Genomic DNA, 14,285 nt, shown 5'->3' with positions numbered 1-14,285 from the left:
GTTCCTCCGTTGCGCCCGGTCCTCCGCCGGGAATGGAGGCAGCATGCGCCCTACCCTGCGCGCCGTCACCGGGGGGGCGGGGCGTGGGGGGGCGACCTGTCTCAGTCCTGAGACACATCAGTGGAGGTTTTCACCGACACCCAGCCGTTTCATCCGGCGATAGAGCGTGGCACGCCCGATGCCGAGTGCGCGCGCTGCCTCAGAGACATTGCCGGAGGCGCGTGCGAGGGCGCGAATCACCGCCGCGCGCTCTGCCCGCTCAAAGCCGGTGGGCCCGTCGTCGCGGCCAAAAATGTCCGAGGCGGGAACAGGACGAATCGGGCCGATTGCGCCAAGATTAAACGCCTTGCGCGCGGCGCGGGTCGCTCCCACGACGATATCGTCGGCATCGACCGCCAGCAGCATCGCCGCCTCGGTCTCGTCATGGTCGGCATAGAGGATGCGCGCGCGCGGATGGGCGGCGCGGAAATTGTCGGCCTCGATCTGGCGGGCGGTCTGGGCCACCATCGCGGCGATCAGCCGGTTGAACGCCTCGGTCTGGTCCGAGCGCGCCGACGAGACATCGAGCGCGCCGATGATGCAGCCATCGGCACCATAGATGGGCGCGTCCATGCAGCTCATTGCGGTGTTGCGCGCAAGGAAATGTTCATCGCGGTGGATGATGACCCGGCGATCCTCGGCGATGCAGGTGCCGATCCCGTTGGTGCCCTCTGCCGCCTCTGACCAATCGGCCCCTTGCCAGAGCCCCCAGTCCTCAAAAATCGCGGCGTCGCCCTGCGCGCAGCGCTGATCAAGCACGACACCTTCGGCATCGGTCAAGAGAACCGCACAGCCGGAATGCCCGACAAGGCCAAAAAGCTGGTCCAGTTTGGGGGCCGCCACCTGAAGGAACTGCGCATGCTCGCCCTGACGGGCCTGAAGATCTAGCAGATCGACCCGTTCGGGCGCGCGGCGCTCGGCCGGGTCCAACCCATGTTTGAGCATTGAGCGCCGCCAAGAGGCCACGATGCGCGACCGCGCCGGGGCGGAGGCGGAGTGCGATTGTTCGAGGACCTTGTCTACATGGGAGCAGCGATAGGTGATGTCGGACCTCCGGAGCCTTTGAAGGGGGATCTGGACTCTGTTAGACGCTCTGTCCCACCACCCTGTCAATCAGACCTTTGGACCAATGACATGCAGCGGCTCTTCGGTCTCGAAACCCCTTGCAATGCCCTGCCTCGCGGTATAATCGCCTGTCTCACGGTCGGGCTGTAGCGCAGCCTGGTAGCGCACCTGCTTCGGGAGCAGGGGGTCGGAGGTTCGAATCCTCTCAGCCCGACCAGTGACACCCCAAATAGTATCGCCGTATGAAAAAGACCCCGCCAGGGGCCTTTGGTCGTTTTGAGGTGCGCGCCCTGTTGCCCGACGGCGAGAGGGGGCGGCAAGTACCGCCCCCGCCCCCCCCCTCAGAGGAAGGTGAAGCTGTCAAGCGTGAGATTGGACGCCAGCACCGCCTCAAGCAGCACGTCGTTGCCGTTCACGTTGAACTGGGCCCCGGCCACGGTATCGACGATACCAAGCGCATCGACGAAGCCCTGAAGCCCGTTGCCACCGTTGTCGAGATCGTTCACCCGGATCAGGAAGCGGTCGACGCCTACCTCGAAATCGGTGATCAGGTCGAAATCGCCGTCAACGAACGCGTTGAACACGAAGAGATCGGCCCCTTCGCCACCGGCCATCAGGTCAGAGCCCGCGCCACCGTTGATGGTGTCGTTGCCCGCGCCGCCGTCGATGATGTCGTCGCGACTACCCCCGGCGAGGAAATCGTTACCGTCGCCGCCGAAGATATCGTCATCGCCTTCGCCGCCACCGACGAGGTCATCGCCCGCGCCCGCCTCGATGGTATCCTGCCCGGTGCCGCCGCCGATGAGGTCATCGCCATCGCCAGCGTCGATGCTGTCGCCGCCAAAGCTGCCTGAGATCGAGTCATTGTCATTACCGCCCGCGAGCCTGTCGTTGCCCGCACCGCCGCTGACCACGTCATTACCGTCACCGCCTGCGGCGATGTCATCGCCCTGACCAGCGCCGATCACGTCATCCCCGGCCCCGCCGTCGATCACGTCGTTGCCCAGACCCCCGCCGATCCGGTCATTGCCCGCCTCGCCGAGAACCACGTCGTTGCCGTCGCTTGCGGCCAGCACGTCATCGCCAGCACCGCCTTCGATGGTATCATCTCCGGCCCCGCCTTGGACGCTGTCGTTGCCCGCCCCTGCAAGGGCCAGACCGCCATCGTCCGACAACGTGGTGAAATCCGACCCGCCGTTGCTGAAAAGCGCGCTCCAGCGCACTTGGGCGTTCTCGGCCACGCTCTCGCCCACTTCAAGACCGCGCAGATTGCCATCCTGAATGTGGATGCCGCCGTAAATGCGTGAAATGCCCGCCTCTTGGGCCGCCTCGGTCAGGGTGTCCCAGCGCAGAACGATGGGATCGCCGCCATCGGCGCGGTTCTCGAAGGTCAGTTCTGTGGTCACGAACTCGCCCAGCATGTCGATGCCCGCGACCCCGTCGAGATCATAGTTGCTGAGGCTGGTGCCGTCGTAATAGGTGTCACTGCCCAGATAGGCGGCAAGGGTTCGCGCGGCAGCCATCGAAAAGGTCGAGTGACCCGAAACAAATTCCGGAAACGGTGGCGTGGGCGCGGTCACATCCTGATACGGCAGCCAGTTTTGGCCAAGGATTGTCTGCGTGCCTTGATTCGGACCGCCCCATGCCTGAATCTCCTGATCGAAGAAGAGATCGCGAATGGCCGAATAGGGACGGATGTAGGTATAGGTGTATTTCGCCTCCCATGTGGCGATCCCGGCATCGAGAATGGCCGTGCTGAGGGCAAAGAACATCTCGGCGTCTTGATCGATGCCATGTCCCTCGCGCAGCGCGAGATCCTGAGCGATCTGGAACCAGTGACCCGGAGGGGTTTCACCGCGCGGACCATTGGCCCAGTATTCCGCGATGACCTTTTGCTCATCCGTCAGGTTGGCGGAAATCTCGAGAACTTGACCGATCTGGTTGCGATAGGCCTGATCGGCGGTCGTCACATTGCCAAGACCGTCGGTATACTCCGAGAAATCGCCCAACTCGGGCGGCGCGGGCGGGCGGAACTGATCGCCCGAGGTCAGCGCGAAACCATCGACACCGCCCCAATGCGGGGTCAACGCCTGTTGATCATCAAAGGTGCTGGGATCGTTATTGTCAAAGATCGGGATGCCGTTCCCATCGGTCAGCGTGCCATTGGGTTCGCGCAACGGCTGCCAGTGGTTGGGATCGAAATTCTCGCCACCCGGCGCGCGGTCAGAGGTCGGGTCAGCCTCGTTCACGGGCACGAAACCAGTGGTATCCGTGAAACCGTTTTCTGAATTCGAGCCATCATTCTCGCGGGCGGCAAACACGTTTTGCGCGGCCAGCGTGCCCAGACCTGCCGGGGTTTCAGGATCGGTCGAGGCTGTCGCGGGATTGTATCCCAGCTCTTGCATCAGGGCGTCAAAATCCGCCGTTCTCTCGGGATAAAGGTCAACAAGTGCGGTGTAGGCGGCAAAACTGACCGCCTCGGCCTTGTTCTCCTCAGTGTTTGCAAGTGATGTTGCAATATCGGAATAGTGCCCCGATGCGCTCGGGGATAGCGCGGCATAGGCGTCGTAGACCGCAGCGCTTACGATGTGGAGTTGATAGGTTGTGGGTGTTGGCGCGGGAGAGCCTTCACGAATAACTTGAAGCTGCAGTTCGTTCCACTGCGCAACAACTGATTGTTGGGTAATTTGCATGAATAATTCCTGTTCATTATCAAGCTCGATGGTCTTCACGTGATTTCACGCGTCATCACAATTGCGTGTGAATCTGGTTTTTATCAAGATTTTTATGACCAGTTTTTCCGATGGCGGCGGGGTCATCCCGGTTGTCTGCCCATTAAAACCGCACAACCCGCCATTACTTGTCGCCAGGAAACCGTCAACAGCCGTACGGTTGTGCGGCGGTAGCGTACGGGCGCGCCGGGCCGTAACCGGATCGCAAGGTTTGACTGTAAAGGCGGGTTCGGGCCGGGATTTATCGCTGGTCCTGCTGCGGAAATGCAGGACAGAACAATGGGCGCAGACAGGTGATTGCAGAGACGCACCGCAAGGTGGCTGGCCCCACTGCCCCCACACTGCCCCAGGGTCTGTTTGGGCAGCCAGGGCCGCTTCAGGTCTTTTCAGGAAAGAGCCAGCCCGTGACCGGCGCGATGACGCGGGTGACAATCGGAATCAGAATAAATCCGACGGCCAGACCGATCACGCCATCCAACCCGGCAGTGACCGCCCAAGTGACAAAGCCGTTGGCCGCGCCAAGGGTCTCTGCCGCGACCTTGGCGGCGTATTTGATCTGTTCATACGGCAGATGCCAGCCGAGATCATGGACCCCGTGCACAATGATACTGCCACCGACCCAAAGCATGGCCACTGTGCCGATCGTCGCGATCACCAGCATTACTGCGGGCATGGATTTGACAATTCTGCGGCCAAACGCCCGTGTCGCGGCAAGCCGGCCCTTGACGCTGAGCAGAACACCGAGATCATCCGCTTTGACCAGCAGGGCCACGGCGCCATAGACCAGCGCGGTGATGCCGATGGCCACAGCAGCCAACGCCGCCGCCTGTATCCACAACGTGTCAATCTCGATCTGGGCAAGCGAAATTGTCATGATTTCAGCCGAAAGAATGAAATCGGTCTTGATTGCGCCCTTTACCCGCTGTTCTTCCAGATGCGCCGCATCCAGCGTTTCCGCCTGCTGAGGACCGTGATCCTTTTGCGGGATAATCAGGTGCCAGACCTTTTCAGCCCCCTCAAAACACAGATATGCGCCCCCAATCATCAAGAGAGGAGTCAAGAGCCACGGCAGGACCGCATTCAAGAGCAGCGCCACGGGCAACAGGATCACCAGCTTGTTGAAAAAGGACGCGCGTGCAATTTTCCACACGATAGGCAATTCACGCGCGGCGGGCAGACCCGTCACGTATTTGGGCGTCACGGCCGCGTCATCAATAACCACACCAGCGGCTTTTACCCCGGCCTTGCTGGCCTGCCCGGCAACATCGTCAAGCTGCGCTGCCGCCAGCTTTGCAATTGCTGCCACGTCGTCCAAAAGGGCCAGTAGTCCGCTCATCAATACCTCTGTCTTGGTTTGCTGCAAAAATAGTCTATATTTTCCAATTAAGTACAATCTTCCTTGGACTTTGGCGTTATTTTTCTCTCCCTGCCTGCCGCGCGACCACCATCGCTGACCTCGTGACCGTCCAGATTGTCCGGCTCAGGTTGTGGCGCGTTCGAACCCTTCGGTTATGGCGGCGCGGAGTTTACGCTCCAGCGCGACGCGTTTGCTCTCGGAGTGAAATTTCAACCCGAACATATCCTTGACATAAAACGTATCGACCACCTGTTCCCCAAAGGTCGCGATCACGGCAGAGGCGATATAGACATTGTTCGCCGCCAAGGTCCGGGTGAGATCATAGAGCAGGCCGGGACGGTCGCGGGTGTCAACCTCGATGATCGTGTAGATTTCCGAGCCATCATTATCAAAGGTGATATGCGTGGGCACCCGGAAGGCGCGTTCGCGTTTCTTGAGCTTGTCGCGGGATTTGATCGCCTCGCGGGGGACCACCTCGCCCTTCAAGGTTTTCTGGATCATGTTGCGCAGGCGCGGCAGGCGATCAGATTCGAAGGGATGCCCATCCGCGTCCTGTATCCAGAAAACAGCCGTGGCAAAGCCATCCTTGGACGTATAGGTGCGCGCGTCCACCACATTGGCCCCAACAAGGGCCAAAGCCCCGGCGAGGCGCGAGAAGATGCCCGGATGATCGGCCAGCGCGAAACAGGCGCGGGTGGCATCGCGGTCTTCGTCAATCGCCAGATCAATGGCAATCTCGTCCTCTTTGAGATCGCGCAGGAGCCGGGCAAAAACCGCATGGGCAGTGACATGCAACCCCTGCCAATAGGGCGGATAATGGCGGGCGGTCTCGTGTTTGAGATCGCGCGCGTCCCACTCGGGCAGCGCCTCGCGCAGGTTGCGCTTGGCATCCGAGCCGCGCTGTTCGCGGTTGAGATCCTCAAGCCCGCCTTCCATGGCGCGACGGGTCTGGCGGTAGAGGGCGCGCAGGAGCGAGGCCTTCCAGTTGTTCCAGGTGCCGGGGCCAACGCCGCGAATATCGCAGACAGTGAGCAAGAGTAGCAGGTCGAGCCGCTCGCGGGTTTGCACCGCCTTGGCGAAATCGCGCACGGTGCGCGGATCGGCGATGTCGCGTTTCTGCGCCATGTCGGACATCAAGAGGTGATAGCGCACCAGCCATTCGACGGTGTCCACCTCGCGCGGTTTCAAACCCAGACGGGGCCCCACCCGGCGGGCGGTCCGAGCGCCAAGGATCGAGTGATCTTCCTCGCGCCCCTTGCCGATGTCATGCAGCAAGAGCGCCACATAGAGCACGCGGCGGTTGATCCCCTCTTTGAGGATAGAGGAGGAGACGGGCAGTTCCTCGATCAGTTCGCGCCGCTCGATCTGGGCCAGATGGCTGATACATTGGATGATATGTTCATCCACCGTGTAGTGGTGATACATGTTGAATTGCATCATCGCCACGATCGGCTCGAATTCCGGGATAAAGGCCGAGAGCACGCCCAGTTCGTTCATCCGCCGCAGCGCGCGTTCAGGGTTGCCGTGTTTCAGCAGCAGGTCGAGAAAAAGTTTTTGCGCGGCGGGGGTGTTGCGCATGCTCTCGTCGATAAGCTTGATGTTGGCGGAGACCAACAGCATCGCGTCAGGATGGATCAAAAGGCCGGTGCGCAACCCTTCTTCAAACAGCCGCAACAGGTTGAGCGGGTCCGCAAGAAAGGTCTTGGGATCAGCGATACCAAGGCGGCCATGCACCTCGGCATAGCCTTCTTTCAGTGTCTTGCGGCGGCGCAGGAGCCGTTGCAACAGCGGTTCGGATTTGATCTGTGTCGCCTCAAGCTTGGTCAGGAAGATGCGCGTCAGATCGCCAACCGCGGTGGCGTGGCGAAAATACTCCTGCATGAAGATTTCGACCCCGCGCCGGGCAGCAGTGTCCTTGTACCCCATGCGCTGCGCCACTTCGACCTGCATGTCAAAGGTCAGCTGGTCATTGGGCCGTCCGATGATCAGATGCAGGTGACAGCGCACCGCCCAGAGGAAATTCTCGGCCTTGGCAAAGGTGGCAAACTCCTCGGGCGTGAACATGCCCAGCGCCACAAGCTCGCTCACGTCGCGGACGCGGTGCAGATATTTGGCGATCCAGAACAGGGATTGCAGGTCGCGCAGCCCGCCCTTGCCCTCTTTGACATTGGGTTCGACCATATAGCGCTCGCCCTGCTTTTCGTGGCGGGCGTCGCGCTCTTCGAGCTTGGCCTCGGTAAAGGCACGCTCGGATCCTTTGAAAAGGTCGTTCCAGAGGCGGTGGTTGAGTTTCTCGGCCAAGGCCGCCTCTCCCGCCAGAAAGCGGTTTTCCAGAAGCGCGGTGCGAATGGTGTAATCCTCTCCGCCCAAGCGCAGGCAGTCGCGGATGGTGCGGCTGGCGTGCCCCACCTTGAGGCGCAGATCCCAGAGCATGTAAAGCATCGACTCGATCACGCTCTCGGCCCAGGGGGTGATCTTGTAGGGCGTGAGAAAGAGCAGATCGACATCGGAATGCGGTGCCATTTCGCCGCGCCCATAGCCGCCCACGGCAAAGACCGCGATGCGCTCGGCCTCGGTCGGGTTGGGCAGCGGGTGCATGATGCGGGTGGCAATTTCCAGCGTGGTCAGGATCACGCAATCGGTAAGCCAGCAATAGGCGCGGGTTGTGGGGCGGGCCTCGAAGGGTTTGGCGGCAAGCCCTTTGGCGATGGCGTCACGGCCTTGGCTGATCCGCGCCCCAAGGCAGGCGACGACGGCACGGCGCAGCGCGCCCATATCTCCGCCGGCCTCGGCCACGGCACGGGCGATTTCGTCCGCGACAGCGGGGATGTCAAAAATATCCTCGGCGGCACAGATCAGATCGTCCCGCGCTTTAATGACCTGCATCATGCTATGCGTTTCACACCCTATTCAGAGGCCATGGCGATGACGTCGCTCAAAATCCGGCCCCGCCAAAGCTCTGGGGGGCGGGCGACAGGATGGTGACCTGCTTGTCGAGAATTGTAGCCACAGCCAAGCCGCGTTCGTTGCTGCCATCGGGACGCAAGCGGAAGACACCGCTTACCCCCTGAAAGCCCGCCGACTGGATGAGCGCAGTGCGGCCCAGCGCCTCGCGGTTGCCGGTTTTCACCAAGGCACCAACCGCCGCGATTCCATCATAGGCGAGCCCTGCGATCGGATGCGGCAGGTTGCCATAGGCCGCGCTGAAGCGCGAGATGAACTGGCTGGCGCGCGCCGGGTCCGGCAAGGCGAACCAACCGCCCTGCACGCCCGGAAGATCAAGCGTCTGCGGCGGGGTATCCCAGCGCGACAGGCCGATATATTGCACCCGGTCGGGGCCGAGCCCGTTTTCCGGCAACATCTGGGAAAAGAGCGGCAAAGCCCCGGCGGAATTGGCGGTGAGGAAAATGGCATCGGCGGAATTGGTGTCGGCCGCGCGCTTGATGTTGGGGATGGCGGCAATCACCCCCTCTTGCGAGAATTCATAGCCAACGCTGCCCGAGAGTGTCGCCCCGGTATCGCGCACCGCCTGTTCAATGGCTGCGCGACCAAGTTCCCCGGCAAGATTGTTGGAATAAACCGCCATGATACGGGATTTGCCCTGACGGGTGGCGAAATCCGCAAGCCGGTTGGCAGTGTTCTGAAAGGTCTGCCCGAGGATAAAGAGATTGCCGCCCGCGATGGTCGGATTGTTGGAAAAAGCCAGCACGTTGATGTTGCGCGGCGCCATGGCGACCGCCACGGCATTGGCCGATTCGGCGTGCAGCGGCCCGATGATGATACGCGCGCCGTCAGCAACGGCGTTGAGCGCGGCCTGCTGCGCCTGTTGCGCCTGACCGGCCGTGCCATAGACGCGCAGGTCAATCTCGACGCCAGCCAGATCAGAAACCGCCAGCCGCGCCGCGTTTTCCAGATCGCGCGCCAACTGCGCCTCTTGCGCATCAGCGCTGCCATGCGGCACCAGAAGCGCCACCGGCACCCGACCGGACAGCGCGGAACCGCCACCGGGCGTGGCGACGGGCACCGGCTGGCATGCGGCGAGAAGGAGCGCGGCCAGCAGGATCAGCGGCCGGGTGAATGACTTGCAGATAGTGTATAAAACGGCGAACATGCTAATCTCTCACTCCCTTTTTGCGCTTTGCCGATGGCCAGACGCGATTGCGGACAATCATAACGGTCATATGGAGCGGGTCCAGTGGTGAATCCCATGCAGCAGAAACTGGCCGGTGGGCTATATCTCATTGCCACACCGATTGGGACGGCGCGCGATATCACGCTGCGCGCGCTCGACATTCTCGCCTCGGCGGATGTGCTGGTGGCCGAAGATACGCGGAGCCTGCGCCGGTTGATGGAAATCCATGGCGTGCCGCTCAGGGATCGCCCGATGTGGCCCTATCATGACCACAATGGCGCGCGCATGCGCCCCAAGATCATGGCAGCGCTGAAGGACGGGCAATCGGTGGTCTACGCCTCTGAGGCGGGCACACCGATGGTGGCCGATCCGGGATTCGATCTGGGTCGCGCGGCGGTGGCGGAGGGCTTCGATCTCGTCTCGGCGCCGGGGCCCTCGGCGGTGATCACGGCGCTGACCCTTGCCGGTTTGCCGACCGACCGGTTTTTATTCGCCGGGTTCCTGCCCAACACCGCATCAAAGCGCAAAACCGTGCTGAAAGAGTTGGCCGCAGTGCCCGCGACGCTGGTGTTTTACGAATCACCCAAGCGGGTCGCGGCCATGCTGCGAGATGCAGCCGAGGTGCTGGGAGGGTCACGCGCTGCGGCAGTATGCCGGGAACTGACCAAGAAATTCGAGGAAATCCGGCGGGGGACGCTGGAAGATCTGGCACAAATCTGGGCCGATTCCCCACCAAAAGGTGAAATTGTCGTGATTATTGATCGCGGGGGTTTGGAGAATATTAAGAAAGTTGATCTAGATCTGATGGTGGTGGCCGCACTGAAAGAACATTCTGTGCGCGATGCGGCGGATCTGGTGGCGGCGGACACCGGGCTGCCGCGGCGGCAGGTTTATCAACGTGCGTTGCAGTTGGCGGATGGCGGGTCGCCGGGGGCAGAGGAGGATTGAACCGGCAGAAGGGCTGAGCGACCGGGGCTGAGCCACATGCAAAGACGGCTCATGGATCGGTAGCGGGGTATGGATGATTGAGCGGTGCGGAGGACGTAATGCGACAACTGGCTTTTGATTTCGAAGCGCGTGGCGTGCCAGAGATTGTGCGGCCGTCTGGCCTGTTGCAACGGCAGGATCGCGGGCGGCGCGCCTATCTTTCGGGACAGGCGGCGGAGGCAAGTGTGATCCGGCTCTATGAAGCATCGGGGGCGTGCCTGTTGCACAAGCGTTGGCGCGGACAAAGTGGCGAAATCGACCTTATTCTGCGCGCACCCGAGACCTATGTGTTTTGCGAGGTCAAAAAGGCGGCAACGTTCGATCTGGCGCTGCAGCGGCTGCATGAAGGGCAGATGCGGCGGATCTACGCAGCCGCTTCGGAATATCTGGGCCTGACGCCGGAGGGGCAATTGGCGCCGGTGCGCTTTGATCTGGGGGTGGTGGATTGCACAGGCGCTGTGCGACTCCTAGAAAATGCCTTTGGTCATTTCTGAATTGCGTGATCGGCCCGCATGCCGCATGTAAGCGCAAGACGGTATTAAAGGGGCAAGACATGAAAATCGCCTTTCAGATGGACCCGATCGGGCCGATCAACATCAATGGGGACAGCACATTCCGGCTGGCGGAAGAGGCGCAGGCGCGGGGGCATGAGCTGTTTTATTACACGCCTGACCGGCTGGCCTATGATGAGGGGCGGGTCACGGCACGCGGCTGGCCGTTGACCGTACAACGGGTGGCGGGAGACCATTTCCACCTTGGCGATGAACAGACCGTTGATCTGGGCGACTTCGACGTGGTTTGGCTGCGCCAAGACCCGCCATTTGATATGTTCTACATCACCACAACGCATATATTGCAGCGGTTGAGCCCCGGCACGCTGGTGGCCAACGATCCGTTTTGGGTGCGCAACTATCCCGAGAAGCTGCTTATCCTCGATTTTCCGGATCTCATGCCGCCGACCGCGATTGCGCGTGATCTGGACACGATCCGGGCGTTTCGGGCGCGGCATGGCGATGTGATCCTCAAGCCGCTTTATGGCAATGGCGGCGCGGGGGTGTTTCACCTGCCCGAGAGCGACCGCAATCTGGCCAGCCTGCATGAAATGTTCACCGGGTTCAGCCGTGAGCCACTGATCGTGCAGAAATATCTGCCCGCCGTCGCCCGGGGCGACAAGCGGGTGATTCTGGTAGATGGAGAGCCGATCGGCGCGATCAACCGCGTGCCCGCGCAGGGCGAGACCCGGTCCAACATGCATGTGGGCGGGCGCGCCGAAAAGATCGAACTGACCGACCGGGACCGCGAGATTTGCGCCACCATCGGGCCACTTCTGCGCGAGAAAGGGCAGATTTTTGTCGGGATCGACGTGATTGGCGACTATCTGACCGAGATCAATGTGACCTCGCCCACAGGCCTGCAAGAATTGGAGCGCTTTGATGGCACCAACGGTGCGGGTCTGATCTGGGATGCCATCGCGGCCCGGCGGCGGGAATGAGCTGGCAACTGACGCTGCTCAACCGCCACCTGCGCTGGTTTGAGAAGCCGGCGCTGGCACGCCATGACAAGGACCGCCTGAGGCGGTCCTTTGCGTTCAAATCAAGGCTCTATTTTCATGCGCCTCGGGGCAGCAGATTTCGGTTTGAGAACCTCGGCGGGGTGTCCGTTCAATGGGCGCAGGCACGAGGTGCGGCACACGGGCCTGTGATCCTCTATCTGCATGGCGGGGCCTATGTTTTTGGCTCGTCGACAACGCATCGGGCGATGCTGGCCAAGCTGTCGGCGCTGACCGGGTTGCCCGCCTGTCTGCCCGATTACCGGCTGGCGCCCGAGCATGCCTTTCCGGCACAGATCGAGGATACGCTGGCCTGTTACCGGGCGCTGCGCACTGAGCATGACGTGATCATCGGCGGCGACAGTGCGGGCGGCGGGCTGGCTTTTGCGCTGCTGCATGAAATCCTCGCGCAGGGCCTTGCGCCGCCGATGGGTTTGTTTGCCTTTTCACCGTTGACGGATGTGACCTATTCGGGGGCGTCCGTGACAGAGAATGCAGCGCGCGACACCGTGCTGACAACGGACCGGATCGGGGAAATGCTCGGGATGTTTCTGGGCGCACAGGATCCCAAAGACCCGCGCGCCTCGCCGCTCTTTGGCCGGTTCGAGGGAGCGCCGCCGGTCTGGATGACGGTGGGGGATACGGAAATCCTGCGCGACGACGCGGTGCGGATGCAGGCTGTGCTGAGCGCGCAAGGGGTGCAAAGCGTGCTGGATGTCAAGCCGGATCACCCGCATGTCTGGCCGATCTTTCACAACATATTGCCCGAGGCGGGGGCGAGCCTGCGTGATCTGGCGGGCTGGATCAGGTCTCTTTGAGGCCAGCCACACGAAAGCTGACCGCCTCTGCGACATGCGGTTGGCGGACATCCACCGAGCCGTCCAGATCGGCGATGGTACGCGCCACACGCAAAACCCGGTGATAGCCGCGCGCGGTGAGGCCAAAACGGGTCGCAACCCGCGTGATAAGCGCGCGCCCCTCGGCATCGGGCGTGGCGATATCATCAAGCACGGCCCCTTCGGCATCGGCGTTAAGCCGCATATGAGCGTGCCCGGCAAAGCGCGCCGCCTGCACGGCGCGCGCGCGCGTCACCCGCGCCGCGACGGTGGTCGAGTCCTCTCCCGCTGCGGGCAGATCAAGGTCGGAGAAGGCCACGGGCGGCACCTCGACGCGCAGATCGAAACGGTCCATCAGGGGGCCGGAAATGCGGCCGATGTAATCCTCGCCGCAATTTGGCGCGCGGGAACAGGCGCGGGCCGGGTCAGAAAGATAGCCGCATTTGCATGGGTTGGCGGCGGCGACCAGCATGAAACGACAAGGATATTTCACATGCGCGTTGGCGCGCGCGACCATGACCTCGCCGGTCTCGATCGGTTGGCGCAGGGTTTCGAGCACGGTGCGTGGAAACTCGGGGAATTCATCCATGAACAGCACGCCGTTGTGCGCAAGGCTGATTTCGCCGGGTTTGGCGCTGCGCCCGCCGCCAACGATGGCGGCCATCGAGGCGGTGTGATGCGGCTCGCGAAAGGGGCGAGCACGGTTGATGCCACCCTCGGTGAGCAGCCCGGCGAGGGAGTGGATCATTGAGGTTTCCAGCGCCTCAGGCGCGCAAAGCGGTGGCAGGATGCCCGGAAGACGGGCCGCCAACATGGACTTTCCAGAGCCCGGTGTGCCGATCATCATCAGGTGGTGACGGCCAGCCGCCGCAATTTCCAGCGCGCGTTTGGCACGTTCCTGCCCCTTGACGTCGCGCAGATCACGGGCGGTCGGGGCCGCGATCACCTCGCCGGGTTCAGAGGCTGCGATGGGAGATTGTCCGGTATAGTGGCGCACCACATCGGCCAGCGAGGCGGCAGCGATCACCTGCACCGCGCCGACCCATGCCGCCTCGGGGCCGCAGGATTTGGGACAGAGCAGGACGCGGTTTTCCTCGGCGGCGGCCATGGCGGCGGGAAGCGCGCCGATCACTGCGATGAGCGTCCCGTCGAGCGATAATTCTCCGAGAGCCGTTGTGCCCTCTGCCGCGTCATGCGGAATGATTTCGAGCGCAGCCAAGAGGGCAAGCGCGATGGGCAGGTCAAAATGGCTCCCTTCTTTGGGCATGTCGGCAGGTGAGAGGTTGATGGTGATCCGCTTGGACGGCAGGGCGATGGCCATGGAGGAGAGCGCCGCGCGCACCCGGTCCCGCGCCTCGGACACGGCCTTGTCGGGCAGGCCCACGAGCGAAAACGCGGGCACCCCCGGGGTGATGGCGCATTGCACCTCGACCGGCCTTGCCTCGACCCCCTCAAACGCCACGGTGTAAGCGCGCGCAACCATGCGGTTCCCTATCGCTTAGAACATGGTTAAGGCCTAGCCCGGCAGGGGTTTAGGAATGGTTAACGCGCGCAGTCGCGCCGATGCGGGCGAATTCGGTCTCGCACC

The 14,285-nt window shown here is 62.3% G+C and carries 10 protein-coding genes and 1 tRNA gene; 5 read left to right on the top strand and 6 right to left on the bottom strand.

Annotated features, from left to right (window positions below; all coding sequences use genetic code 11):
• Positions 1-117: 117 nt before the first annotated feature.
• The gene (locus tag ACN0SW_RS00370) at positions 118-984 is read right to left on the bottom strand and encodes a GAF domain-containing protein (RefSeq protein WP_417725900.1); all 867 of its coding nucleotides are present in this window, start codon (positions 982-984) and stop codon (positions 118-120) included.
• Between the two features lie 260 nt (positions 985-1,244).
• On the opposite strand from ACN0SW_RS00370, the gene ACN0SW_RS00365 reads away from it, so the two are divergent.
• Positions 1,245-1,321, top strand: a tRNA-Pro gene (locus ACN0SW_RS00365).
• A gap of 124 nt (positions 1,322-1,445) precedes the next feature.
• Here ACN0SW_RS00365 and ACN0SW_RS00360 read toward each other — a convergent pair.
• From ACN0SW_RS00360 to ACN0SW_RS00345, 4 genes are all read right to left on the bottom strand, one after another.
• A complete protein-coding gene (locus ACN0SW_RS00360; RefSeq protein WP_417725899.1) occupies positions 1,446-3,797 on the bottom strand; it encodes a DUF6851 domain-containing protein in 2,352 nt (783 codons plus the stop codon).
• Between the two features lie 415 nt (positions 3,798-4,212).
• Positions 4,213-5,172, bottom strand: a complete 960-nt coding sequence (locus ACN0SW_RS00355) for a DUF808 domain-containing protein (protein WP_417725898.1) — start codon at positions 5,170-5,172, stop codon at positions 4,213-4,215.
• 144 nt (positions 5,173-5,316) lie between these two features.
• Positions 5,317-8,082 carry a [protein-PII] uridylyltransferase gene (locus ACN0SW_RS00350; protein WP_417725897.1) on the bottom strand — a complete coding sequence of 922 codons (2,766 nt, stop codon included), beginning with the start codon at positions 8,080-8,082 and terminating at the stop codon, positions 5,317-5,319.
• A gap of 46 nt (positions 8,083-8,128) precedes the next feature.
• Positions 8,129-9,304, bottom strand: a complete 1,176-nt coding sequence (locus ACN0SW_RS00345) for a penicillin-binding protein activator (protein WP_417725896.1) — start codon at positions 9,302-9,304, stop codon at positions 8,129-8,131.
• Positions 9,305-9,400: 96 nt separating this feature from the next.
• Here ACN0SW_RS00345 and rsmI point away from each other — a divergent pair, with 96 nt between their 5' ends.
• The 4 genes from rsmI to ACN0SW_RS00325 all read left to right on the top strand — a co-directional run bounded on the left by rsmI (position 9,401) and on the right by ACN0SW_RS00325 (position 12,679).
• Positions 9,401-10,273: a 16S rRNA (cytidine(1402)-2'-O)-methyltransferase gene (rsmI, locus tag ACN0SW_RS00340; RefSeq protein WP_417725895.1), complete on the top strand. Its 873-nt coding sequence runs from the start codon at positions 9,401-9,403 to the stop codon at positions 10,271-10,273.
• Between the two features lie 98 nt (positions 10,274-10,371).
• Positions 10,372-10,806, top strand: a complete 435-nt coding sequence (locus ACN0SW_RS00335; RefSeq protein ID WP_417725894.1) for a YraN family protein — start codon at positions 10,372-10,374, stop codon at positions 10,804-10,806.
• Positions 10,807-10,865: 59 nt separating this feature from the next.
• Positions 10,866-11,804, top strand: coding sequence for a glutathione synthase (gene gshB / locus ACN0SW_RS00330; RefSeq protein ID WP_417725893.1), 939 nt, complete (start codon positions 10,866-10,868; stop codon positions 11,802-11,804).
• Positions 11,801-12,679 carry an alpha/beta hydrolase gene (locus tag ACN0SW_RS00325; protein ID WP_417725892.1) on the top strand — a complete coding sequence of 293 codons (879 nt, stop codon included), beginning with the start codon at positions 11,801-11,803 and terminating at the stop codon, positions 12,677-12,679. Before gshB ends, ACN0SW_RS00325 begins: the two co-directional genes overlap by 4 nt.
• Here ACN0SW_RS00325 and ACN0SW_RS00320 read toward each other — a convergent pair.
• Complete coding sequence (locus ACN0SW_RS00320) at positions 12,666-14,180, bottom strand: YifB family Mg chelatase-like AAA ATPase (protein ID WP_417725891.1); 1,515 nt, start codon at positions 14,178-14,180, stop codon at positions 12,666-12,668. The genes ACN0SW_RS00325 and ACN0SW_RS00320 overlap by 14 nt on opposite strands.
• Between the last annotated feature and the right edge of the window lie 105 nt (positions 14,181-14,285).

It is taken from the genome of Roseovarius sp., from assembly GCF_048262375.1.
In the GTDB taxonomy this organism is placed as follows: domain Bacteria; phylum Pseudomonadota; class Alphaproteobacteria; order Rhodobacterales; family Rhodobacteraceae; genus Roseovarius.
The sequence above is the reverse complement of the archived record's forward strand: the minus strand, read 5'-3'. Positions and strand labels throughout refer to the sequence as shown.